The sequence below is a fragment of the Providencia sp. LY12 genome (genome assembly GCF_057621555.1).
This window is the reverse complement of record NZ_CM172594.1, coordinates 2,431,201-2,453,682: the sequence shown is the minus strand read 5'-3', so window position 1 is coordinate 2,453,682 and position 22,482 is coordinate 2,431,201. Positions and strand designations below refer to the sequence as shown.

The 22,482-nt window shown below is 37.1% G+C and carries 26 protein-coding genes, 1 tRNA gene and 2 pseudogenes; 23 read left to right on the top strand and 6 right to left on the bottom strand.

Annotated elements, in window-relative coordinates; translation table 11 throughout:
- The first annotated feature begins 2 nt into the window (after positions 1-2).
- From ACY3ZI_RS11605 to ACY3ZI_RS11565, 9 genes are read left to right on the top strand one after another with little or no spacing between them, the layout of a single operon-like run.
- Positions 3-596 (top strand): hypothetical protein, encoded by a 594-nt coding sequence (locus ACY3ZI_RS11605; protein ID WP_487375190.1) that lies wholly within the window; start codon positions 3-5, stop codon positions 594-596.
- Positions 596-1,177, top strand: coding sequence for a hypothetical protein (locus tag ACY3ZI_RS11600; protein WP_036975551.1), 582 nt, complete (start codon positions 596-598; stop codon positions 1,175-1,177). Before ACY3ZI_RS11605 ends, ACY3ZI_RS11600 begins: the two co-directional genes overlap by 1 nt.
- 39 nt (positions 1,178-1,216) lie before the next feature.
- Positions 1,217-1,591, top strand: coding sequence for a hypothetical protein (locus ACY3ZI_RS11595; protein ID WP_036975553.1), 375 nt, complete (start codon positions 1,217-1,219; stop codon positions 1,589-1,591).
- 56 nt (positions 1,592-1,647) lie between these two features.
- Positions 1,648-2,046, top strand: a complete 399-nt coding sequence (locus ACY3ZI_RS11590) for a DUF6950 family protein (protein ID WP_036978723.1) — start codon at positions 1,648-1,650, stop codon at positions 2,044-2,046.
- On the top strand, positions 2,047-2,562 hold the full coding sequence (locus ACY3ZI_RS11585; RefSeq protein ID WP_487375189.1) for a hypothetical protein: 516 nt from the start codon (positions 2,047-2,049) through the stop codon (positions 2,560-2,562). It begins immediately after the preceding gene.
- Positions 2,525-4,924, top strand: coding sequence for a phage tail tip protein J-related protein (locus ACY3ZI_RS11580; RefSeq protein WP_487375188.1), 2,400 nt, complete (start codon positions 2,525-2,527; stop codon positions 4,922-4,924). Before ACY3ZI_RS11585 ends, ACY3ZI_RS11580 begins: the two co-directional genes overlap by 38 nt.
- On the top strand, positions 4,921-6,012 hold the full coding sequence (locus ACY3ZI_RS11575; protein WP_487375187.1) for a hypothetical protein: 1,092 nt from the start codon (positions 4,921-4,923) through the stop codon (positions 6,010-6,012). Before ACY3ZI_RS11580 ends, ACY3ZI_RS11575 begins: the two co-directional genes overlap by 4 nt.
- 9 nt (positions 6,013-6,021) lie before the next feature.
- Positions 6,022-6,183, top strand: a complete 162-nt coding sequence (locus ACY3ZI_RS11570) for a hypothetical protein (RefSeq protein WP_154600948.1) — start codon at positions 6,022-6,024, stop codon at positions 6,181-6,183.
- Positions 6,184-6,191: 8 nt separating this feature from the next.
- The gene (locus ACY3ZI_RS11565) at positions 6,192-8,477 is read left to right on the top strand and encodes a phage tail fiber protein (RefSeq protein ID WP_487375186.1); all 2,286 of its coding nucleotides are present in this window, start codon (positions 6,192-6,194) and stop codon (positions 8,475-8,477) included.
- A gap of 43 nt (positions 8,478-8,520) precedes the next feature.
- Here the strand turns inward: ACY3ZI_RS11565 and ACY3ZI_RS11560 are convergent, their stop codons facing one another.
- Positions 8,521-8,802, bottom strand: coding sequence for a DinI-like family protein (locus tag ACY3ZI_RS11560; RefSeq protein ID WP_154604274.1), 282 nt, complete (start codon positions 8,800-8,802; stop codon positions 8,521-8,523).
- A 795-nt stretch (positions 8,803-9,597) separates the two neighbouring features.
- Between ACY3ZI_RS11560 and ACY3ZI_RS11555 the strand changes: the two genes are divergently transcribed.
- The 9 genes and pseudogenes from ACY3ZI_RS11555 (at position 9,598) to ACY3ZI_RS11515 (ending at position 14,685) form a co-directional block, all read left to right on the top strand.
- A complete protein-coding gene (locus tag ACY3ZI_RS11555; RefSeq protein WP_154630890.1) occupies positions 9,598-9,804 on the top strand; it encodes a hypothetical protein in 207 nt (68 codons plus the stop codon).
- Positions 9,805-10,094: 290 nt separating this feature from the next.
- Positions 10,095-10,307, top strand: coding sequence for a transcription antiterminator/RNA stability regulator CspE (gene cspE / locus ACY3ZI_RS11550; protein ID WP_036975560.1), 213 nt, complete (start codon positions 10,095-10,097; stop codon positions 10,305-10,307).
- Positions 10,264-10,437 (top strand): annotated as a pseudogene (ymcF, locus tag ACY3ZI_RS11545) (cold shock small protein YmcF); the annotation flags it as partial. The gene cspE and the pseudogene ymcF, both read left to right, overlap by 44 nt.
- A gap of 508 nt (positions 10,438-10,945) precedes the next feature.
- Positions 10,946-11,023 (top strand) — tRNA-Asn (locus tag ACY3ZI_RS11540).
- 60 nt (positions 11,024-11,083) lie between these two features.
- A complete protein-coding gene (gene psiE / locus ACY3ZI_RS11535) occupies positions 11,084-11,494 on the top strand; it encodes a phosphate-starvation-inducible protein PsiE (protein WP_036975563.1) in 411 nt (136 codons plus the stop codon).
- 296 nt (positions 11,495-11,790) lie between these two features.
- Positions 11,791-11,988 carry a DUF2767 family protein gene (locus tag ACY3ZI_RS11530; RefSeq protein WP_132496092.1) on the top strand — a complete coding sequence of 66 codons (198 nt, stop codon included), beginning with the start codon at positions 11,791-11,793 and terminating at the stop codon, positions 11,986-11,988.
- Positions 11,989-12,488: 500 nt separating this feature from the next.
- Entirely contained in the window at positions 12,489-12,968 is a 480-nt protein-coding gene (locus ACY3ZI_RS11525) for a GNAT family N-acetyltransferase (RefSeq protein ID WP_036979447.1), read from the top strand.
- Between the two features lie 341 nt (positions 12,969-13,309).
- Positions 13,310-13,477: pseudogene (locus ACY3ZI_RS11520) on the top strand (NADP-dependent isocitrate dehydrogenase); the annotation flags it as partial.
- A gap of 449 nt (positions 13,478-13,926) precedes the next feature.
- Positions 13,927-14,685: a YnfC family lipoprotein gene (locus tag ACY3ZI_RS11515; protein WP_487375185.1), complete on the top strand. Its 759-nt coding sequence runs from the start codon at positions 13,927-13,929 to the stop codon at positions 14,683-14,685.
- A gap of 95 nt (positions 14,686-14,780) precedes the next feature.
- On the opposite strand, the gene ACY3ZI_RS11510 is transcribed toward ACY3ZI_RS11515, so the two are convergent.
- Complete coding sequence (locus ACY3ZI_RS11510) at positions 14,781-15,161, bottom strand: DUF805 domain-containing protein (RefSeq protein WP_036953139.1); 381 nt, start codon at positions 15,159-15,161, stop codon at positions 14,781-14,783.
- Between the two features lie 478 nt (positions 15,162-15,639).
- Here ACY3ZI_RS11510 and ACY3ZI_RS11505 point away from each other — a divergent pair, with 478 nt between their 5' ends.
- Positions 15,640-16,398, top strand: a complete 759-nt coding sequence (locus ACY3ZI_RS11505) for a YnfC family lipoprotein (RefSeq protein ID WP_036953140.1) — start codon at positions 15,640-15,642, stop codon at positions 16,396-16,398.
- Positions 16,399-16,405: 7 nt separating this feature from the next.
- Here ACY3ZI_RS11505 and ACY3ZI_RS11500 read toward each other — a convergent pair whose 3' ends face one another.
- Positions 16,406-16,975 carry a cytochrome b/b6 domain-containing protein gene (locus ACY3ZI_RS11500; protein WP_211885840.1) on the bottom strand — a complete coding sequence of 190 codons (570 nt, stop codon included), beginning with the start codon at positions 16,973-16,975 and terminating at the stop codon, positions 16,406-16,408.
- A gap of 223 nt (positions 16,976-17,198) precedes the next feature.
- Between ACY3ZI_RS11500 and ACY3ZI_RS11495 the strand changes: the two genes are divergently transcribed.
- Positions 17,199-17,588 (top strand): nuclear transport factor 2 family protein, encoded by a 390-nt coding sequence (locus ACY3ZI_RS11495; RefSeq protein WP_211885838.1) that lies wholly within the window; start codon positions 17,199-17,201, stop codon positions 17,586-17,588.
- An 82-nt stretch (positions 17,589-17,670) separates the two neighbouring features.
- Here the strand turns inward: ACY3ZI_RS11495 and ACY3ZI_RS11490 are convergent, their stop codons facing one another.
- Complete coding sequence (locus ACY3ZI_RS11490) at positions 17,671-18,513, bottom strand: MBL fold metallo-hydrolase (protein WP_132496085.1); 843 nt, start codon at positions 18,511-18,513, stop codon at positions 17,671-17,673.
- Positions 18,514-18,721: 208 nt separating this feature from the next.
- Here ACY3ZI_RS11490 and ACY3ZI_RS11485 point away from each other — a divergent pair, with 208 nt between their 5' ends.
- On the top strand, positions 18,722-19,060 hold the full coding sequence (locus tag ACY3ZI_RS11485) for a GlpM family protein (protein ID WP_249215404.1): 339 nt from the start codon (positions 18,722-18,724) through the stop codon (positions 19,058-19,060).
- Between the two features lie 224 nt (positions 19,061-19,284).
- On the top strand, positions 19,285-19,623 hold the full coding sequence (locus tag ACY3ZI_RS11480) for a hypothetical protein (protein ID WP_230083248.1): 339 nt from the start codon (positions 19,285-19,287) through the stop codon (positions 19,621-19,623).
- A gap of 50 nt (positions 19,624-19,673) precedes the next feature.
- On the opposite strand, the gene ACY3ZI_RS11475 is transcribed toward ACY3ZI_RS11480, so the two are convergent.
- Positions 19,674-20,453 (bottom strand): class I SAM-dependent methyltransferase, encoded by a 780-nt coding sequence (locus tag ACY3ZI_RS11475; RefSeq protein WP_211885837.1) that lies wholly within the window; start codon positions 20,451-20,453, stop codon positions 19,674-19,676.
- A gap of 227 nt (positions 20,454-20,680) precedes the next feature.
- Between ACY3ZI_RS11475 and ACY3ZI_RS11470 the strand changes: the two genes are divergently transcribed.
- Positions 20,681-21,025: a DMT family protein gene (locus ACY3ZI_RS11470; protein ID WP_036953148.1), complete on the top strand. Its 345-nt coding sequence runs from the start codon at positions 20,681-20,683 to the stop codon at positions 21,023-21,025.
- Between the two features lie 69 nt (positions 21,026-21,094).
- Here the strand turns inward: ACY3ZI_RS11470 and ACY3ZI_RS11465 are convergent, their stop codons facing one another.
- Positions 21,095-22,246, bottom strand: coding sequence for a pyridoxal phosphate-dependent aminotransferase (locus tag ACY3ZI_RS11465; protein WP_487375184.1), 1,152 nt, complete (start codon positions 22,244-22,246; stop codon positions 21,095-21,097).
- Positions 22,247-22,482: the final 236 nt, after the last annotated feature.

Here is a 22,482-nt window from a genome sequence, read left to right as displayed (position 1 = left end):
TCATGGTATTAGAGTGGCCAGAAGCCGTTGTGCCAGCAACAATGAACTGGCAATTAATCAGCAATAGTAAATCATTTGCGTCTGTTTTTACCGGAAGCGTGCAAACAGTGCGCTTTCCTGGTAGCCGTTGGCGCTGCACATTAACCTTTAATAATCTTACCGAGCAATTATCACGCGATCTAGAGGTTCTTATGGCGGCGCTTGATGGTGAAAGTGGCCGAGTAAAAATTAGCAATTGGTTGCGTCAAGGATTGACTGGAAAAGGTGAAGCAAGAATAAGTACCGCCAATCAAACAGGTAAAATATTACAAACTAAAGGATGGATAGCTAGTTCAATTATATTGCGTAAAGGCGATTATTTGACGGTTGGTAATGAGTTGAAACTGGTCACTGATAATGTCATTAGTGACAAAGAGGGGAATGCAGTTATCCCTATTTCACCTATGTTAAGGGTTTCTCCAGCTGCCAATGATAAATTGGAAACTGTGCGCCCATTTGGAGTTTTTAAATTAACCAGCAATGATCAGGGTAATTTTCAATACAGACCGGGCGTCTTTTCTAATGTAACAATTACGTTTGAGGAGGCGTTATTCTAATGCTTTATCATCCATTTTCTAATAGCATGGTCAAAGCAATTAATGATGGGGCTGAATTAGTCATAGCTGCAAAACTTGATTTGAAGTCAGGGGTAACAAGAGCCCATACCGGGATTGGCAATTTGATTATTGCGGGTGAAGTCTATTTAGGCGTGGGTTCTTTGGGGAGCATAGAAACAGTTTCGGAAAATAACACCACAAGCCCACAGCAACTTATCTTGTCACTTTCTGGTTTTGACTCACTTTTAATTGCCGATGTTATGAATGAGCGAAGTCGTGGTAGAAATGTCAGTTTAATGCTGGTGGCTTTAGGTGGTGATGGGAAACCCGCTGTAGCTGAAATTGTGTTCGCTGGTCAAATATCAAATATTGGTGTGACTACAGGTAATAATAACGAAGTTGCCGTCACGGTATCAAATCGATTTGAACGATGGTCACAAGGTTTGCCAGATAGATTTACGGATGAATCATGGACAAAGAGGCACGCGGGTGATCGTATTTTTCGTTATGTTGCGCAAATGGCGGAGCGTGCTATCTATTGGGGTAGCAAAAAAGATGCGCCAGCATTTATTTATAAGTGATTTGTCATTACTCTTGAAAAAACTGTATAGGATATTCGAGTGAACAAACAATTAATGATTAGCTCTGCAGTTGTAGTTGGCGTGGTTGTCGCTGTTTTTATTTATCGAGAGGCTTCTGTATCTCAGTCATCCATATATGACGCTGTAGAGAAAAAAGTTTCTAGTAAAATGACGGATCCTTCATCAGCAATTTTTAGAGATTTTGAATCTCACTCAAATGAGTCTAATGGTAAATCAAAAAATGTTACTGTGTGTGGGTATGTGAATTCCAAAAACATATATGGTGGGTATGCTGGCAGTAGAATGTTTATATCCACAGTGGCAATAGATGGGTATAACATTGATGTTGGATCTGTAATTATTTCTAATAGTGCTGAACAAGATAAAGCCATATTAGAAATGTGCAAAAAATAATTATTCGAATACCATAAACCCGCTTCGGCGGGTTTTTTTATGCCCGGAGATCAGCAATGCGACATCCTAACTGGACAACCAGACTCCCTGAGACACTACAAAAAGCGATGCAAAAACCATTTTCATGGGGTGAGCACGATTGCTGCTTATTTGCTGCGGATTGTGTGATTGCGCTCTGTGATTTTGATCCCTGTGAAAAAGTGCGTGGAAGATATAAAACTCGCACCGGCGCAATGCGTGTTTTAAAAACGGAGTTCGGTGATATTGAGTCTGCGCTTTTAAATCACTTTCTTGAAATTCCAGTTAATCAAGCAATGCGTGGCGATATCGTCATGTTTAACGGCGATGATGGGAAGACGCTTGGCGTTATATGGGCAAATAAAGTTTGGGCGGTTACCGAGTCAGGAGCAATGCCAGTTAATCATCAACCAGTCAAAGCATGGAGAGTAGAGTAAATGGGAAAGACGGTCACTAACATTGTCTCTGCTGGGTTGATGATTGCAGGGGTCATCGCCACAGGTGGATTGGGCACAGCATTAATCGTAGCCGGTATTGCTGTGCAAGCTGCTGGTACCATGATCTTCAAAGATAAAATGCCATCGATGAGCTATCGGGACCAATCTGAACGAAAACAAATGCTACGCTCTGCGGTTGCATCAGAAACTATTATTGTGGGGAAAACGGTGTGTTCTGGTTTATTGTTTTTCGCAGAAGAAGAGCGCGGCGAACAAGATGAAAATGAACGTCTATTTATGGCATTAGCCATTGCTGCACACAAAGTTGATCACATCGGCAAGATTTGGCTGAATGATGATTTGATAGGAACTTTCGGCGATAAAGCGGGTTATGAGTTTCATAACTCCCGGACTGATTGTGACCCATACATGCTAAAGAATGCACCATCATGGAAAGAGGACATGATCGGGGGATGGTTTGACATGGTTACGATTAACACTGAGATACGATGCTGAAAAATTCCCGTACGGTGTGCCAAACGTCAAAGTAGAGGTTTGGGGTAAGCAGCTATTCGATCCTCGCACGAATAAAACAACCTGGAGCAACAATGGTGCACTGGTAGTTCTCGATTTTTATCGCAGTTATCTTGGTGTGCCTGATGCTGATATTGATTTTGAATCATTCAAAACAGCTGCAGATCTGTGTGACGAACAAGTCGTTAGCCCAGAAGGTGTTGCCGAACCACGCTACACAATTAATGGAGCCTATGAACTTTCTGAATCTCCAGCATCGATACTCGATCACATGCACAAATGCATTGCAGGAGAGCCGACTTATGTCGCTGGTAAGCATGGCATATTAATGCAAGCCTATAACGGTCCTGCGGTATTGCGTATTGAACCTAATCAAATCATTGATACTGTTAACATCACGCCGGAACTGGCTTTACGCGATGCCACTAATGCGATTTATGGGACGTTTGTTGATGCTGATCAGCTGTACATCAAAACTGACTTTGAGCCTGTCATTATCGAAGAATGGATTGATGAAGATGGGTTAGAAATCAAAGAGAACATGGATTACCGGTTTGTCACTAGCCCATACCAAGCAGCACGGCTTTCTAATTTATATCTACGGAAAAAGCGTGCAGGTCGCCGTATTCAATTGCGCATGAATATAGATGGTTACGCGTATCGACCAGGAGAAGTGATTTTATTAAACCTTCCTCATATTGGTATTCAAAACCTTGAGTTTCGTGTCGCTGAATGGAAATTTCACCCTCAGGAGGGTGTTGATATTCTCCTCGAGGAGGATGGTGCTTATATTTATGAAGATATCATCGGCAAGCCATTTGTTAGACCACCGTTTACTGTATTGCCAACGGGCGGGGTGGCACCACCGTTAAACCTTGCATTTGTACCAGTTAGTATCGGCGAGATTGTGCAAGGGTATTTGAGTTGGAGATCTGCTGCTGCAGATGTTCGCTATAACACCGTGAACATTATTCAAGATGGGAAAGTGATTCAATCAATTCAGGTACCGCAAGATAGGGTCGATTTATCAGGACTTGTTCGCGGATCCTATCGCGCTGAAGTTCGTTCAATTAATGCCGCTGGCGCCATGTCTGCACCTGCCATTATTGATTTTGACATTCAAGCCCCGCCCATACCAGTGAGCGTTGAAGTCACTGGCGGGATGTTCTCATTAACATGCGTTCCTCGAGCTGGAGAATCTGCACAACACGGCTATACGTTTGAATTCTGGTTCAGCGACAAGAAGCTAACCAACACTAACGATTTGGAAGTTACAACAAAATCCAATCGGTTAGGACAAGGGCAGTTTTGGACGAAAGAGAATTTAAAAGCGGGTACCGATTATTGGTTTTATGTTCGAACAGTCAATAGTTACGGAAAGTCACCCTTTGTCGAAGCGGTTGGGCAAGCCAATGCATTGCCTGCAGATATCATCGATGAAATGGGTGGTCAGTTCATGACTACAGAAGCCGGTAAGCGGTTGGAGGAACAGCTTAATTGGGTCAATGAGTCTAACTTGATAAACAGCGCTGCCACCTTTGAAGTTCAGCAAGATTTATTCACAAAACACGGCGAATCAGTGGCGCAGATTAAGCGTTTGGATCGTGTGTTTGCGAGCGCTGAGTTGGCATGGGCTCAATCTATTGTTGAAGTTAATGCATCAATAAATGGCGTTAAAGCAGGCGTTATCAAGAATGACCAAGCCATTGCTGATTTAGACAAAGCATTTTCTAAATCTGTCACTGAATTAGAAAGCTCAATTGGTGAAGTGAAATCCGGAGTTGTTAAAAACGATCAGGCTATCGCGTCATTAAACAAGTCGTTTGCAGAATCACAAACGCAGGTTCAGTCAAAGCTTGATGAACAGATGGCGATTGTTAACACCAAAGCGACAACCGAATTTACGGCAAAAGGTGAGGGCTACGCAACGTGGGATGTGAACGCAGGTGTTTGGTACAACAAGCAATTCTATAAAGCGGGTATGGTGATTAGCGCCGAAGTGAAGGCAGGAAAAGTAGATACCTATATTGGTTTCATGGCGAACAACTTTGCATTTATTAATCCCGCAAACGGTAGCTTTGAAACGTTCATGTATCTTAAAAATGGACAAATGTTTGTCAAAGGCGCTTTCATTGAAGAAGCCCATATTCAGCAAATCATTGTCGGTACTGATATGCGCTCTAAGAACTACGTACAGGGCAAATCAGGGACGCGCATCGACATGAACACGGGTGTCTTTGAAACGAACAGTAATGAAGGGGACTACTCTGTTATTCGAAATAGCAAGGGTGATTACTTCAAGTACAAGGACACATACATCATTGAGCTAGGGTGGTTCTTATGATTGATAAATTGTATGGACTAAAAATAAGAAATCTTGATGGTAGCGAATTTATTTTCAATGAGAAAACAGCTCCAGCCACAAATCTATGGACTCGCTATGTGACTCGGCGTGATGGTATAACTCCCGATGGAGGTTGGTTAACCTACAAATGGACATGTCCAAATGAGGTGCCAGACGGTTACGGGTTTCAGGTTGTATCATTTAGATCCGCCGAGGTAACTTTCAGGCAAGTGGGGGATAGGAGATATGTGTCAGGGACGAGAGATAAAATGGTATACAGTACCAGCAATCGAAAAATTACGGTTATGGGGCTGCATGACTATGACCTTAATTATGTAAAAATTATCTCCTTTCCTACCGCTGAATCTCAAAAAGTGACCAGTGGCTTCGGTTTAAAAGTATCGGGAAGTTCTATTTTTCTTGAAAATACACCACCATTGGGTTACGCCTACGCAACTCATAAAGCAAAAGTGTATATCGATAAGTTTTTTGATATAGGCAAAGTATTTCCGGGATTGACGATAGAGAATGCTATTTTCTTTTTTTACACCGATGATAATAAATCATTCATTCGGCTTGAGGCTTCTAACGTAACAAGTTGGGAGGAGCTTAAGTGGTGGAGATATGTGAGTCGTAATAGGAATAGTACCGGTATTACTGATTATTCTTCAGCGTGGTATTGGGTGATTGCGTTTACCAACGTACCCAGTGAGCAACTCGATACTCCGGGGTTTGGGCTTAAAATTCGCAACATCAACGAGAAAAAAGTGACTTTTAACTCACAAATGGGCGTAATGACCCGACCGATTACGCTCCCTTCAAATCAGATCCCAATCAATAGTGGCATAAGTATTGATGATATACGTCGTCCTATGTATACGCCGACAGTGGTGGGAGAAGTTTTTTCAAGCAATGGAGGCTTGGGGTGGTGGAGAGACCTCAATATAGGAAATATAGGTGAGTCAAAGGTTGGTTTATTATTGACGAGTACATTACAAGATCGTGGTCATCACGGTGATTATACGGTAGCAAGAACGGCACTCCCTGCTATTTTTCTAGACGCAGCAGACTACTTTCCATTCCCATAAGGTAATCCAATGAAAAAAATTAACTATGCGATTCTCGTAGGGATCGTTGCGCTTATTGCTGCCTGCAAATCGCCAGTAACAGTGACCCATAACCCGTGCGATGGCATGTTTACGGTCACGAAAAATAACGGAAATTTCGAATTTAAACAGCAAGATTGCTTGAAGAAATAGGGGCATTCATGATTTATCAAACAGGCACAATCACAACCACAGCAGGACAAACAAAAATAAAAGGTACCGGAACGCGCTGGAAAGATAATTTGGCAGGTATCTCTGAAGGCTGTCCAATCTCTATCTTTATCAATAACGTTGTGTACTTTAATAATGTGTTATCTGTGAATTCAGATACCGAGATTAACTTAACCTATCCGGTGCCAGTGGCAGCTTCAGCAGCCAAGTATCAGATAGCGACATTCGTTCTGGATAGCATGAGCGATGGTGTTCGCAAGATGCTTGCGAATCAGCAGTATATCCAATACTTCTTGCGCAACATGGATACATGGCTAACGCAAGACGGCATTGTTGAAGTTAAAACTCCGACTGGGGAAACCGTAAGGCTTGAGAGTCTTATTGAACTGAAAAAACAAATGGATAACAAGCTCGATAAAACAGGAGGCACAATAACAAAAAATGGTGAGGCTTTAACTCTTAAAAACACGTCTGCTAATCAATCCTTATTTCTGAAATTCAGGAAGTCAGACGGTACAGAAAGAGGGTATATTGGCGCTCCAAATGACACTGACCGAATTTCCTTGGTTAATAGTACAGCAGGCACATCTTTGACATTATCGGAAGATAAACGATTATTATGGCAGGGTAAAGATGTTCCTACGCTAGTAAACCCACAAGCTCAAGATACGGCTGTTCAATATGCAACGCCAATGTGGATTATTAGATCTAATGGGGTGAATGGCGAATGGGTTAAAATTGCAAAAATAGGCGGGGCTGGGTCATCCCATGGTGGTTCACGCTATCTCTTTACATTAAACTGTACAACATCTGGATTTTCATCCCAGAGCAATTTCCCAGCGTTTGCACACCTGTCTATCACAATAGGTAACGGTAGCAACCCTAACAGAAACGTAGAGGCATCATTTATAGGGCTGGAAGCCTACGGTATCAACAACAGGTCGCCAGTTCGCATTCGCCAGCTTTCAGCATTTGAGGCAGAAGTGTGGGTCGGGATAGGATCTTATTCAAGACTGAGTTGCTCTTGCATAACTTACGACAGCATGGTGCCTTATTCTAACTCATTCATAAACGACATCCCGCTATCGGAGAACGCCGATAAATCGGTGTATGAAGGGTCTAATAACTATCTGTATGCGGCTGCGAACAAAGACGGCAACGTACAATCTAGAGAAAGCTTAAAAATATCTTCTTCGGGGAATTTCCCTAACGTAACTCTAGCCAAAGGAGACGGCTCTTTGGTGTCGCTTGAGGCTAACCCGTCTACTTCCTCCAACTTTTTAAACTTTGTCCACAGATTTTCTGGGAATTCTGTCGTTGTGGGGGTTCCTAACAAATCGGGCTCGCTTGTACAAGTTGGTGACTTTGGACTAGGAGATGGCGTGTCGGAGGCTTTAACAGACGCGCAGATGAAGCAAGCTAGAGTTTTTAGATCGTTTAGACAGGGTGGAGGCACAGCTGACAGGATGTTTGGTGGGTGGGGGTGTGGAATTGCATTTCCATATGACACCACGAGACATGCTGGGATTTTCATAAATAACCAGACATCTGCTCTCAATACTTACATTAAAAACAATTTAGGTGAAGTGTCAGTTCAAGCAGTATATAGCACAGCGAACACAACCAAGGATAGCAATGGAAACCTAAAAGCGGCATCTCCGATCATTAAGGTATTCGCAGAGCATATTGATACAAACGAAGAATCAGAAGGTGTAACACTCAAAAAGCTGCACACTGGAATTTATCAACTGCATGGGGTTCTTGGTTTACATTCTGATGCTAGCTGGGGTGGAGTTCATGGTGGTATTACTATCCCGTGCGGCATTAACCAGCTTCCACTAGTGTATGCGCTTTATGATGTACTTGAAAAAGGTAAACAGCACCCATTCGATGGTCGCATCGTTGAGCCTGATGAGGATGGTGATATCGTACTTTATACGACATACCGCAAGCATGACTTGCCGCAGAACATTCAATATGAGCGATTCAAACTTTACCCTGAATTTCTTAAAGAAGTCGATGGGGAAATGGTTGAATTAACTCCGGGTGAGCCTTGTGATATTCCCAATGGCCACTGGATTGATGTTCGTGTGAATATGTCGAGTGATTCTATCTACAATCAGAAGCTAGCTGAAGCTGAGAGGCTTGCTAAACTAGAAGCAGAGCGATTAGCTGAAGAAGAAGCTAAACGAGCAGCAGAAGAAGCGGAAAGAGCAGAACAGGAAGCTACGGAACGTAAACAATATGACCTTGGTGATAATGACACATTGCTATAATTAAAAAATAAATGCGCCAGCTTGAGTAGTTGGCGCACTCTAATCATTTATCGAAATACTCTACTTCCTCAGTTTCTTTCATTTCAGGCATCCAATCTCCATCATTCCAAATTTCTTCCAGCGTTTCTTCAATGTAGGTTTTCTTTTCGTTCTTACCAAGGCCATCAATAGAAACATTAGCTTGAGATCCCCAACTAATATCGATATTTAAATCAGGGTATTTGGGGTTCAATCTTTTTGTGATCTCATTTCTCAATGCGTCGAAAGTCCCCACAGGTAATTTACCTTTCATGCTTGCAGCGAAGCGAACTTTAATAGTAACCATCGTACATTCTCCTTGCATAAAGTGCTGTATATAAAAACAGTTAAATAATTACTGTGATTATATGCAGTAAAATATTAATGGAGATCAAGAAATAAGGTAAAATTTATCTTATGGCTAAGAAAATGACTTCCCCAAAACCATTTAAAGAATATCGTTAAATCAAGAGGTTAAATGATAGTTGAAAATGGCATAAAACCAAGGGGTAATGCCATTTAAATAATTATGAATCAATAAGTTAAGTTATTATTAAGCGCATGAATAAAATATAAATATAGAATTTACTTTCTAAAAATAAAATTAGTTAAAAGTAAAAAGTTAATAAAAAATTGTTATCAATTGTATGTATAGTGAGTAAGCATTTTAATTATTAGAGTATTTTGCATGAAATGCTTCCTAACTAAATGTTTTCATTTATAAAATTATTAATTAAGTTAATGTATAGATAGTATGTTATAGTACATTAAATAATCATGCCTCATTGCTATAAAAGCAAATCTTGCCTTCGCAAGCTTTTATCTAACAAATAGATGCGGTATCCAAGGGAAGTAATTCCTAAGGGATTGCCTATGAATTTATCTACATTGTACCGAAACATTTTATCGCTTACAGGGAATGCTTTAATAATAGTTGTATTACTGCTAGCTGCATTTTCACTTGTATACTGGATGTAAAACTATTCTGCAGATCACGGAAATAAAAGGTATTTAGCCTCTGAAAACTAAGTGTAGAGGCTTAAAAGCATCAATGATGGGGATTGTTAGTGCGCTTCCTCGCGTATAGCTTAATGGAGAAAAAATGAACTATTACATTCAGACAATGATGGAACCACAGGGTAGTTATAAAATGCATAAGATTGGATGTAAGAATATGCCTATAGCTGTAAATAGATTTTATCTTGGTAACTTTTTAAATGCTATGCAAGCGATTAAAATGGCTAAAAAATCAGGTTATGAAGTTGTAAAAATATGCTCTAGCTGTATAAATAGTGGTATAACGTATTAAAATAAATCGCTAAATATTACTTTTTAATTTGCATTTATAATATCAATAGTAAGCTCTTCTGAAAAAGGAGTGAAATATAAAATTTGCTATTATTGTGTTTGTGTGGCCTAATGGTTTAACTGGTTTGGAAGTACAGGCCTATTTATGCTAGTCAGTTTAAAGTCGTTCACCATTTAGTGTTATCTAAGATACCCTTCATTGCGAATTCCTTCTAATTAATTCCCATAAGTAAAAATAAAAAACAAACCTAATATGCCTTATGGCAAACTTAAAAAATTAAAGGAAATTCTATGTCTAATACAATGACTGGTTCAGTAAAATGGTTTAACGACGATAAAGGTTTTGGTTTCATTACTCCAGCTGATGGCTCTAAAGATGTATTTGTTCATTTCTCTGCAATTCAGAGTGATAACTTCAAATCTTTAATTGAAGGTCAGCAAGTTTCATTCATCATTGAAAATGGTGCAAAAGGTCCTGCTGCAGGACAAGTGGTGGCGCTTTAAAGACACTATAAAAGTCTATCTGTACTTTAAATGTCCTTGCTGTAGTGGATCTCAATATAGAACCTCACAGTTTGATATTTCAGTAAATAATCCACATGGCGCTAAATGCATTTTTTGCAAAAGCTCAATGAAAGCAAAAGTTTGCTGATTAAAATTTCGATAGTACTTAAAACCTCGTTACAACGAGGTTTTTTTATTTAAATCGTATTTATTTAAATGGATGTGTTAAGGTTAAGGAATAATTATACCTCATTGCTATGAATAGCAAATCTTGCATCCGCAAGCTTTTATCTAAAAATAAATGTGGTATCCAAGGGATATTTACCCAAGGTATACTAATGAAAAAGCAAACAGTTCAGTGTTTAGTTGTAACTATTTATAAGAACATACTCATTTTGGCTGTGTTAACTATAGCGGTCCTTGGTGCAATTTATTTCTTTGATACGCCATCATTAAATAAGCTTGGTAATGGGTATGTGTTTTCTAACAATTAACTCATAAGGTGTATTCTGTGAACTGGTTTCCTCTTTATCGACGTATTGTTATATATTCAGGAAATATATTTGTAGTAATTATATTAGTAGGGATATTAATTTTGATTGCTTCATATGTAGTTAATTTATTTAAATAATTTTTCCCCACCATTAACTCAACTGGAAGAGTATTTAGCCTTATTAAGTCTAAGAGTTGAGGTTCGATACCTCGATGGTGGTCCATTTCCTTAATTAATGATATTACTATTTAATATCAAAGGATTAATATCCTGTGGGTGTATCATGTCAGGCCTAAGTCAATCCAAATTGATTTGTAGAATCTTGCAGTGGATTAGTAGTGCCGCATTACTTTTACTTGCTGTTATATTAATAGCATTTTTAATAAAAGAAACTGTTGTATTAGCAGGGTTGTTATTTACAGCTAATGATTCCATTTCAATTTACTTATTAGTAGATGGTCTTATTGTTTATTTTTTATACTTTGAGTTCATTGCATTGATTATTAAATATTTTCAATCTAACTATCATTTTCCATTACAGTATTTTATCTATATTGCAATTACTGCAGTAATTAGGTTAATAGTGGTTGAGCATAAAGATCCACAACTCTTCATTATTTACTCGATATCAATATTAGTACTTATTTTTGCTCTATATGTTTCTAATGCAGATAGGTTAAAGCCCAAAGAATGAGTTTTTATAAAATAAATAAGTAGCTTAATGATAAGCTATAGTAGGAAGGTTGATCTAAACAAGTAAAACAATTGTTAATATTATATGTATTATAGCTAGCTATCGTATAGAAATAAGAACGTATCAAACTATAAAATAATTAATAAACTAAAAATCAGAAAATGTTTGAATATGAAAAATATTAAATGAATCCATTGAATTTTTACAGAAAAATTAATTATAGTAAAACTATACAAATCTTATCTGGGAATTACGTTAACTAAGTGATACTGTTAAGAGAATACTCAGAGGTGATTATGGATACGGATAAAGATGTAATTTATATGCGAATATGTCAAGTAGTTGGTCGGGCTGTTATGTTGCTAAATGAGTCAAAGCACAACATTACTGGAGAGCGCATATCTGCGATTTTAAAAGAGCAAAAAGAAAGTGAGCAAGAGAAACAAATGATAACCATATATGCGATTGCAATTGATTTAATGGATTCTAGGTGAACGAATTAATTTCTATATATTATCAATGAATTAAAAACCTCTATTTTTGCTATGTAAAAGATAAAATATTAATGATAACGTCATAAATATCAGATGATTAATATAGCCATATACTGTTTTGTAATGTGAAATGACGGGAAGCGATATCCGATTTATTTAACACAAAATAATGTTGTTCTAAAAAAGTTATAAAAGGTACTTATTCAGAGTAAACCTTTAAGTTTTGGTCTCCATCAGCTTTGTGCCATGAGCGGAAATTCAAACGGACGCTGTAAATAATTAAAAAAGTCCGATGTAATGGAGCGCAGCAGTGAATATGATTTATTTCTTAGAAGAAATATCATCAGAAGTGTTCTAATAGCTTATCTTGATAGATGTGATAAGTTCTACTATCCCAATTCTTTGCTGAATAGGTCATGAAAGTATCATTAGAACCATAACGTTATGATAATGTCAGTAGAATTATTTTATTCATGCATTTTTTCATAAGGGATCTGTATTTGATTTTAGAATTTAAAAGACTAACAGAGGTCAATGTTAGCAATATTATTACGCTCAATAACCATCCTGATGTATTACGGCACATGCCATTGGGAAGCCCCGATTTTAACTACCAAAAGTGTATAGAATGGGTGGCACAAAAAGATGCTCAATGGAAAGAACATGGTTATGGCCCGTGGGCAATTATGATTAATGAGCATTTTGCTGGGTGGGGGGGATTACAATATGAAGACGGTGATGCAGACCTTGCCCTGGTGCTTCACCCAGATTATTGGGGGGCAGGTAAAATAATCTATGACGAAATTATCAGACGTGCTTTCTGTGAGATGAAACTAGAAAGCATCACTATTTTACTGCCCTTGAGTAGGGTAAAAATTAAAACTATTTTACGGTTGGGTTTTCAACCTGATGGTGAAGTGATGTTTGATAGCATATGTTTTCGTCGGTTCCGCTTATTAGCAACGCAAGAGCCTATATAAAGTAGGTTGTTACCTAAAAATGCATTAGCGGTCGCGCTAACCATGCATTCCTGAACAGGGATAATTATGAACGTCCGCTTATTGTTCAAACCAGACACTCGAGTTTAGCTGTCTAATTAAAGCAAAGATAATTTAAGCGATTAGAAAAGACGATTATTGTGATGGGTTAATTGTGTTAAAATCGATTAATTTCCACTCAATGTTTGAGAAATAGCAGTTATCAAAACTAAATTAATCATTTATGTTATCAATGACTTAAAACTCTCTGTTTTTATCATGAAAAAGATAAAATATTTATAGTAATATGATAAATATCAGATGGTTATGATTAATGTATCTATATACTGCTGCGCCACATGGGTTGGGTTGAAGCGGCAGACTTAATCGTTAAAGGTATGGAAGGCGCAATCGCGGCTAAGACTGTAACTTACGATTTCGAACGTCAATTAGAAGGCGCTAAATTACTGAAATGTAGCGAATTCGGCGACGCAATCATTAAACACATGTAATTTATTACGTGGTGTGAATAATTACGGGAGCCTAAAAACTCCCGTTTTTTTTCGTCGGGTTTTTCTCTCAAAAATGCATAAATTAATTACATTAGACTATAGGTCGCATAAAAAAATTTGGAAAACTTAAAAGGGTTAAAATATATATTAATTAATAGTATTTAGCTTTGTATTTACAGCTGCCTAGTGCAGTCTTTTATTAATTCTAAACAATCAAATAGGTATGAATCCTATTATCTAAAGATTATCTTAATGCAATGTGAAGACATTTAATGAATAAGTGTTTGTACTTACTTTTGCATAAAGAAATGGCGCTGGAAGTTAGTTTGATAAATGTTAATATGATAAGAATTATTTGTAGTGAAATTAATGAAGTAAATAAAAATTAGAAAAGAATCGTTATAAAGTTTAGAACACAGCAAATTAGCAATTCTGAGGTATAGAATTATATGAATAACAAATACTTAGCTTCAATTGTTCAATTGGCATTATTTACTGTCTCTTTTCAATCTGCTGCATTTCAAAAAAATGAGTATAACCCGATCGTTTTTAATTTTGCTCAACTCTATGATTTTAATCCAGTTAAAGGCAATATCAAAGAACTGAATACCTTTGTTTATAATGAGGATGAAACCATTAATTATCAGTCTGCATTAAAGATTGGTCGTGATGGTTGTGTTGATAGTTTCACGATGAAACAAAAAAAAGATGAGTATTTAAATAGCATTGCTAACTGGCTTTCAGTCAAGCGAGAAAAAAATAAATTAGTGGGTTCAGATGCAAATGGACCTGTTGAAATGGAAGTGGCAGAGAATTGTTTGATTATTTCAAGAACTGATAGTAATGGAAAGTTAATATATCAGTACAATAATGATGGAATAATTATCGGCTCAATGAGTGCAGAACCTAAAGTTCAATACAGTGAAAACACATATAACGAGAATAACCTTCCTGAGACGATAAAATATTATAAAGATAATGTTGTTTTCTCTGAAAGTATCATTAGTTACGGCAAAGACATAACTAAGCCATTTGATCTTCAAATGGAAATTAAGGCACTTGGTTTGCCAATCTTAGTTGTCGATTCTAAATGTGATTATGACGAGCAAAATATTGCACACAAATGCAACTTTATACTCACAATCGTATCAAATGGAAAAACAATAAAGTTACCGAAAAGAAGTATTACGGAAACCGTGTTTTACTAGCGGACAATGCATTGAAGCAAATAGATTAAAGATATTTTGAAGAGAATTTAAAAGGGTAGTTAAATAAGCCCCTTACATAATAAGGGGCACTATTTTTATGCTTTTGGATCTGCGCCAAAACGGTTGTCGCCTTTAGTACCCTCTAAGCACATGAAGACGAGCAAAACGATCGCACCAAATGGGATAAATGAGATTAAATACCACCAGCCTGATTTTTCAGTATCATGTAAGCGACGTACAGATACAGCAATGGAAGGGACGATAGTGGCTAACGCATAGATCCCTAATAAAATTCCAGCGATCATTCCTAATCCACCCATTTCGCCTGTTGTGTAATCAACAGATGAAATGATCAATGCATATAGAACCATAATGATGATCATGTTAATAAGAGTAAACATCCAATACTCTTTACGTCTAGCACGACCTTCGAAATTAGCATAGTTATTTTTGATGACTTCTAAATACCAATTCATGTTTATTCCTTGACGAAAAATTGAGTGGTGAGTATAGGTAGAACTTAAATTTGTGTAAATCAGCATTATCTGTATATTTCAAGATAACAGTAAGATAACTCTCAATAAATTAATCCATCTCCCATGAGATAATCTGTTAAAAACAGGCATGCTTGCGAAACTTTACATTAATTCTAGCAGCTTATTTCACTTTACTAAAAGATTGTGCTGGTTTTTTCTTATTTTAAAAATGTATGACTTAAATGAAAATAGTTTTATGTTAGAGATAAAGATAGTATGACCGAGAGTATTTGTATGGTAGTGCATCTAAGCTCTAAATTTCTTGAGCTCAGTGAGGTAATCTAACCTTTAACTTTAAACGTAAGCACAGTAAAATTAGGCGCATCCTTCTGGTGGTGTTTTTACGTATAAGATTTCAATTTCATTAAAATAAATAGTAATTTAACTATCAGAATAAATATAAAAATTAGAGGACAGCATGAATATTAAGTTCTTATCACTGGCTTCCAGCATAACAACATTTTTTTTACCATTTCAGGCCGGTGCAGTCCCTATGGATAAATATAACCCGGTTGTTTTTAATATGGCTCAACTGTATGATTTTAATCCAGTAAAAGGCAATGTTAAGCATGTTAAATCTGTCGTTTATAATGAAGATGGTTCTATAAACTATGAATCAGATTTGAAAATAGCAAAGGATGGCTGTATTGAAAGCTTTAGCATGACTCGTACAAAAGATGAGTATATTAACAGTGTACATAATGAGCTTTCTGTTAAACGTGAGAAAAATAAATTGATTGGTCAAGATTCTAATGGACCAGTAGAAATGGAAATTGGAAATAATTGTTTAATTCTATCTAAAAAAGATTCCGATGGTAAATTAACCTACCAGTATAATGCCGATGGCTTCATTAATAGCTCATGGGTCGCGGAACCTAAAACTAAGCTCAGTGCGTTCCACTATGATGAAAATAATCGCTCATACAATGTTTCCTATTACAATGATAATAAATTGTTTTCAGAGATTTCCGTAAGGTATACGAGTGATGAAACTAAGCCGTATGATCTTATTCTAGAAGTTAAAGTGCTCGATCAGTCTGTGCTAACTGTTGATACTCAATGTGAGTATAACCAGCAGGGCGTGTCGCATAAGTGCCAATTTGTATTGACACTTATTTCGGATGGAAAGCAAATTACATTGAAGAAACATAGTACGACGGATGCTTCATTCTATTAGTTGTAGGTCAATGGGGTGTTTTTCTCCATAGGATAAAATGCAATAAGCCCATAAGACCATGTCCCACAATATAAGCTTCGATTAGTCCTGTGAGTGTTTTATGAATATTTCTTGCTTCAGGGGCTAATGATGAGTTTTGCCACCATAAAATAAACCAAGTTACACCAGAAAGGATAACTAGCGCCAATGCACCCAGTCCAAGCCCTTGGACACTTGTTGCTAACCCTTTAGGTGAGCTGTCAGGAAGCTTTAAATTAAATAAGCTTGTGATATCGTTTTTTATCTGAGTGAGATCCCCCCATAAATAAGGATAGAAATATCTAAATCCTCGATTTGAGAGACAGACAAAAATGAGAATGGCCGCTAAAAATAATAAACAAAACCCAATGATAATGTGTAGCCAAGTAAAATAATACGCAAGACCACTTGTTGGGATTACGCCACTTTTACTGACAGACATCCAATTGCTGATGATAATTTGCCCAATGACCAATAAAAATATCATGCAATGAGTTAAGCGAATCGTGGGCGTTTGATAAACACCAAAAAACTGCCAAATAGATTTAAACAGTTTCATTTTATTCCTTAAAAGAATTCTTTTTCTATTACTCTATGTTGTAGTCTTTTTACTTATGAAATTCAATAAGTTTATTTTGATGATAAGAATTAGATGAATAGATTTAAGTAATGCAAATAAGAAGTATTTTTATCCAATAAAAGACAGAGCGATTGAAAGTCATGTGATTTGACCGAATATAGCATTAAGAAATGTAAAATTAATATTATATTGGGAAATAGTCATGAATAAGATGGTATTTGTGGAGCAGGCATTAAAAGAGGTTCTTGGTAAACAAATTGGAGAGTTAGCTATAATCAAGCAATTCTTCTCATCGGATTATGTGCAAATAGTTGATGGAAAACAGATTGATTTTTCTGAGTTCTATGCGCATATGCAGGTTTTAAAAGAAGCCACCGAGAGCATTACGATAGAAATTAAGTCAATTGCAGAAGGTGAAAATTGTGTTCATACGCAACATATTGCGAAAGCAATAAAAAAAGATGGCACGGTGAGTGAATTTGAAGTATTTGCTTGCTTTCATTTGATGGATGGAAAAATTATTCGATGTGAAGAGCTGACGAGAATGTTATCAGGCTCAAAACACGATAATGATTTGGGTTCTAGAACATAAATATATTTATAAAGGCAATCAACATGAAGCCATGTAGCTAATATAGGGGTTATTGTAATTAGCTACATGATTAAGTGTTATTTTATGCAGGATAAGTGAGTTGCATACCGGTTCCAACTTCTTGAACAGGGGCATGTTTTGCTAAATGAATTTTAGCAGCCAAGTCCGTGCAATGGCATGGGTGGATCTGCAATAAATTTTGTTTTTTAAAATACTCACTGGTTTGGTTTAACAGCTCATCGGACGCTTTTTGTAAATGAAATCCGCCGATGACAGTCACAATTTTGTCTATTTTAGTGACTCGCTTAGCATGCTCGACAATGTTACAGATCCCAGAGTGTGAGCATCCTGTAATAACAATCAGCCCCTCGGAGGTTTTAATCGCAAGGGCGCTGTCATCCAGTACATAATCATCAACACTGTTATTATGTTCATCGATAGTTTTACCTACCGGCTCTTTTCCTTCAAACGTGTTATTTCTTGGGATCTCACCTAAGAAAATGACATTCTCAGAAACAGAGTAAGAACCTTTAGTTTCAACTGTATCAAAGTAGGCGGTTAAAACATTCTTAGGGGTATTCGCGCCAATAACTTTTGAGTGATAACTTTTAGGTTGCAAAGCGTCCGGATGATAAATCAATTTTTTGGATTGCTGGGATTCGACATTTCGGCGATCTAAATATTGAATAAGGTGATTAATTCCCCATGTGTGGTCATTATGACCATGGGATAAAACGAGGTCAGTAATTTGAGCAAGGTCGATATTGAGGATATTGGCATTATTAATGAAAACATCGGAATAGCCAGTATCAAATAGAATTTTTTTACCGTCAGCTTCAATGTGGTAGCAAACTGCGGGTTCGCCACAAAAATAACTGTCAATCAGGGTGTTGTTATCAACGAGTACAGAAATTTTTATTGTCATTTTTATCTCTTTAGTTGTTTCATTATACAAAGAGGTTATATCAGAATAATGGCAAAAAATATTCAACCATCGATAAACATATAGGGTGTAAAAAAACACATGTTTAAATATGTGATCGGGAAAGGGTTGTTTATGAAAGCTAACTAGTCAATGTGAGTGGTTTAGAGTGATAATCAGTACAAATACTCTTAACCCTATTGAGTTTGCTATGATTTCCTTATTGGTAAAATGCTTGTTTGGTGCACTCGCTGTTTTAGTTATCGCGATCCTCTCGCGAAGCAAAGTTTATTATATTGCGGGATTGGTTCCTTTGTTTCCCACTTTTGCATTAATTGCCCATGTGATTGTGGTTCAGGAGCAAGGTGTGGAGGCATTAAGAAAAACAGCATTGTTTGGTTTATGGTCGCTAATCCCTTATGCAATGTATTTAATCACTGTTTATGTCTTTGCAACCAAATTAACACCGTGGATTTGTTTAAGTTTAGCAACATTGATTTGGATAGTCACCGCAGCTGTTTTAGTGTATTTCTGGCAGCTTATGCAGTGAAACTTATTGGTTTAACGCTTTCATTGCGTAAATTTAATGAAGTGTGTGTTTTTTAGTACTTAAATTTATATACAACATTTCTGTGTTAGATTTACACTCGAATTATTTTTTAGACGATTTATAATAATACTTAGTGTGTTCTAATTCGCCATTCATAGAGAAAAATGTTACTAAGAGTCCTTGTAGTATTATTAGTCGCGGGCTGTTCCTACATAGCAGGTGTGATGACAGAAGTTTCTTCAGATACTGAGATGGACGCAGAGAGTAAAGTCAAAAGCGCCGTTGAAGATTTTCTGGTATATCCATCAGCCGCAACATACAAAAATGTGAAATATCATGTCCTGAATCAGAATGAAGAGGGCGATGAGACTGGCTACTATTGTGGTGAAGTTTTTGGATTTGAAGATGGTTTACCTTACGGATATAAACGATTTATTGTTCGTTTACATAAAAACAAAGAAGGTAAAACAGTGGTTTCTATTCCACTAGTGGAAAAAGTTGATGACATTGTTCCTGTTGAACAATTTGACCCTATCTGGGAACGTTATTGCAATCGAGAGTAATGAATCATAAGGCAGATTGATCTTTGTATTATCAACTCTGCCTTATGATTTCATGGTTTTATTGCCAATGTCGCTAGGAATGTTGGCAAGAAATTATCGATAACAAAACGAGGATTTGGCTGCCAATCTTCTTGAAAGCCTGCAATGTTAAAGCCTGCCTGAATTTGCCCCCCAATTAAGTCTGTCAGTGAATGACCGAAGACAAACGCCTCTCGCTTTGCGTATTTTATTGCCACCTGTTCTTGCGATAAATTATCCAATTCTGAAAACGGCATGGTATATCGAGGTCGAATAATTGTGTTTTCAGTAGGACTTTTTTCTCTATCATCAATAAATACGACAGGGTTAAAAAAGCTTGAAAGCAATCGACCTTGTGGTTTAAGGACTCGAAAGCATTCTTGCCATACAGGATTAACATCGGGAATGTATAAGTTTGAAATTGGGTGAAAAATAATATCAAATGAATTGTCTTCAAACATAGGGAGATGGCGCATATCTCCTTGAACTGTCGTCAGTGCTAAATTATCTCGCTTAGCCACCATACTATCTTGCGCTAACTGTTTTTCTGACAAATCAAATACTGTTACGATAGCGCCCACAGCGGCCAATATTGGCGCTTGTTGCCCACCAGCAGAAGCTAAACAGAGAATTTTTTTCCCTTTTACGTCGCCAAGCCAAGCTTTATTTAATGGGGTTGGCGTTAGATGAATTTCCCAATTTCCTTTTTTTGCTTCTTCAATTGTTTGGCTATCAACCGGAGTAGACCAAGGTTGTTGAGATGCCGCTTGTTTATCCCATGCTTTTTGATTTGCAATAATAAAATCCATCATAAAGTGTACCTGTTAATACATTAATTAAGTTCATTGTAATCACGGTGAGATTAAAGTAAACAAGAAAACGTACCAGAAAGTACAGTTTGTTTCCCTATTAGGAAAAAATGCAAGCTATTTGGCTGGTTATACGTGAAAGCAATAATGAACAAATATGGGAAGATGATTGAAATTAAGGGGCGTTATTCGCATAATATATGCATATTTGAACTTGCCATTGGCTTATCATGCTAGCAAAATTCTATCCTGTCATCTTATTGGTTATTTCCAATGTATTTATGATGTTCGCTTGGTATGGACATTTAAAATTTACGAATAAGCCATTATATATAGTCATATTCTTTAGTTGGCTGATTGCATTTGTAGAATACTGTTTCGCGGTACCCGCAAATCGCTTAGGGCATCAATATTATAGCGCCGCTGAATTGAAGACGATGCAAGAAGTGATTACGTTATGCGTATTCGCTGGGTTTTCTGTGCTTTATCTTGGTGAGAGTTTTACAATAAACCATATTATTGGCTTTATTCTTATTTTTGCAGGCGCATTTTTTATTTTTAAAGGCCCTTTTTAGTTACCAGCATCTTCTACTTTATAGAGAATGGTAGGGTAGAAGATGCTTGGTAAAGAAGAGGGTTTTTACTTACACCCAACCTTTTTGACGAAACTCTTTAAGTACCGCAACGAACTGCTCCATTTCTTGCGGGGTACCTAAGGTTAAGCGGTTCCAACCCATAACAGGTGGAAACTCTCTGCCAACCATAATATTGGCCTCTTTCATGCGCTGCTTATAGGTTTTCACATCGCCTTTTACTTTATGGAAAATAAAGTTAGCTTGTGATGGCGCATATTCTAAGCCTAATTCATTGAGCGCAGTTTCAACGATTTTACGCGAAAGATTGTTAGATTTAAGGCTATATTCCAGGAATTTTTTATCCTTCAATGAAGCAATGGCAGCGACTGCTCCTGCAGTATTAGTGTTATCAATCGAGATAAACTCATCGACTGCTTCAATGATTTCTGGGGTAGCAATACCGTATCCCACTCGCAAGCCTGCTAATGCGTAAATCTTCGAGAAAGTCCGTGTCACGATCAGGTTTTTTTGTCCTGCTTTGACTAATTCGATTGCGCTCACAAATTGTGGATCTTCAACAAACTCGGCGTAGGCTTCATCAACAATAAAAAATTGTTTATCTGAAATTTTTTTCATCCAGCTATCGAGTGGGCTATGCGGAGTTATCATCGCCGTTGGATTGTTTGGATTACAGATATAGATAATGGATAACCCGTCGAAATCATTGGCGATTTGCTCCATTTTTATCAGGTCAAAACTCAAATCCGATTTTAATGGAACTTTAGTAATTTCTACACCGAGTGGGAGTGCATAGAGTTCAGCATAGTTAAATGTAGGATCTGGGGTGACAAGCTGAATTTTTATGCCTTCTTTTCTTGCCTTATTTGCGAGCATGGCGACAGCCGCCTGAATGGTTTCTGACGAACCATTTCCGAGGGTCACATTCTTGCTGTCTAGGTTATGCAGTGTGCCAATATTGCCGATAAGCTCGGAGCGTGCATCATCAGGATAACGGAATGAACCTGGTAAAGCTTCAATGACTGCTTTTTGTGCATTAGGTGACATTCCCAATGAGTTCTCATTGAAATTGAGTAATAAAGGATGTTGGGCATTTGGTTTAACAAGTGCGCTAGTATTTGCACTTGCATGATTTAAAACTGAATTTAGTGCTAAGCCACCTGCAACAAGTGAGCTTGATTTTAGAAAAGAACGACGATCCATAATGAGTCCCTGAAATATATTTATCTTGTGTGATTAGATTACTCGAAATAATTCAGTTGTAAATAAATATATAGTTAAAGTGATTTTTTATTCATTTTGTTATATTTCAAAAGGCTGGTTTGAAACGGAGATAATTTTCAATTCTATCTAATTGATTGATTATAAATAGTAATTTTGATTAGTTTTAATTTTTGGGAGTGGTGTTAATTATTGCAAATTGAATTGATATGGTTGTA

Excerpts from the sequence above, each read along its gene's own strand:
- ACY3ZI_RS11605 (WP_487375190.1), top strand. The coding sequence starts at position 3 with ATGGTATTAGAGTGGCCAGAAGCCGTTGTGCCAGCAACAATGAACTGG.
- ACY3ZI_RS11600 (WP_036975551.1), top strand. The coding sequence starts at position 596 with ATGCTTTATCATCCATTTTCTAATAGCATGGTCAAAGCAATTAATGAT.
- ACY3ZI_RS11590 (WP_036978723.1), top strand. The coding sequence starts at position 1,648 with ATGCGACATCCTAACTGGACAACCAGACTCCCTGAGACACTACAAAAA.
- ACY3ZI_RS11585 (WP_487375189.1), top strand. The coding sequence starts at position 2,047 with ATGGGAAAGACGGTCACTAACATTGTCTCTGCTGGGTTGATGATTGCA.
- ACY3ZI_RS11575 (WP_487375187.1), top strand. The coding sequence starts at position 4,921 with ATGATTGATAAATTGTATGGACTAAAAATAAGAAATCTTGATGGTAGC.
- ACY3ZI_RS11570 (WP_154600948.1), top strand. The coding sequence starts at position 6,022 with ATGAAAAAAATTAACTATGCGATTCTCGTAGGGATCGTTGCGCTTATT.
- ACY3ZI_RS11565 (WP_487375186.1), top strand. The coding sequence starts at position 6,192 with ATGATTTATCAAACAGGCACAATCACAACCACAGCAGGACAAACAAAA.
- ACY3ZI_RS11560 (WP_154604274.1), bottom strand. The coding sequence starts at position 8,802 with ATGGTTACTATTAAAGTTCGCTTCGCTGCAAGCATGAAAGGTAAATTA.
- ACY3ZI_RS11555 (WP_154630890.1), top strand. The coding sequence starts at position 9,598 with ATGAACTATTACATTCAGACAATGATGGAACCACAGGGTAGTTATAAA.
- cspE (WP_036975560.1), top strand. The coding sequence starts at position 10,095 with ATGTCTAATACAATGACTGGTTCAGTAAAATGGTTTAACGACGATAAA.
- psiE (WP_036975563.1), top strand. The coding sequence starts at position 11,084 with ATGTCAGGCCTAAGTCAATCCAAATTGATTTGTAGAATCTTGCAGTGG.
- ACY3ZI_RS11530 (WP_132496092.1), top strand. The coding sequence starts at position 11,791 with ATGGATACGGATAAAGATGTAATTTATATGCGAATATGTCAAGTAGTT.
- ACY3ZI_RS11515 (WP_487375185.1), top strand. The coding sequence starts at position 13,927 with ATGAATAACAAATACTTAGCTTCAATTGTTCAATTGGCATTATTTACT.
- ACY3ZI_RS11510 (WP_036953139.1), bottom strand. The coding sequence starts at position 15,161 with ATGAATTGGTATTTAGAAGTCATCAAAAATAACTATGCTAATTTCGAA.
- ACY3ZI_RS11505 (WP_036953140.1), top strand. The coding sequence starts at position 15,640 with ATGAATATTAAGTTCTTATCACTGGCTTCCAGCATAACAACATTTTTT.
- ACY3ZI_RS11500 (WP_211885840.1), bottom strand. The coding sequence starts at position 16,975 with ATGAAACTGTTTAAATCTATTTGGCAGTTTTTTGGTGTTTATCAAACG.
- ACY3ZI_RS11495 (WP_211885838.1), top strand. The coding sequence starts at position 17,199 with ATGAATAAGATGGTATTTGTGGAGCAGGCATTAAAAGAGGTTCTTGGT.
- ACY3ZI_RS11490 (WP_132496085.1), bottom strand. The coding sequence starts at position 18,513 with ATGACAATAAAAATTTCTGTACTCGTTGATAACAACACCCTGATTGAC.
- ACY3ZI_RS11485 (WP_249215404.1), top strand. The coding sequence starts at position 18,722 with ATGATTTCCTTATTGGTAAAATGCTTGTTTGGTGCACTCGCTGTTTTA.
- ACY3ZI_RS11480 (WP_230083248.1), top strand. The coding sequence starts at position 19,285 with ATGACAGAAGTTTCTTCAGATACTGAGATGGACGCAGAGAGTAAAGTC.
- ACY3ZI_RS11475 (WP_211885837.1), bottom strand. The coding sequence starts at position 20,453 with ATGATGGATTTTATTATTGCAAATCAAAAAGCATGGGATAAACAAGCG.
- ACY3ZI_RS11470 (WP_036953148.1), top strand. The coding sequence starts at position 20,681 with ATGCTAGCAAAATTCTATCCTGTCATCTTATTGGTTATTTCCAATGTA.
- ACY3ZI_RS11465 (WP_487375184.1), bottom strand. The coding sequence starts at position 22,246 with ATGGATCGTCGTTCTTTTCTAAAATCAAGCTCACTTGTTGCAGGTGGC.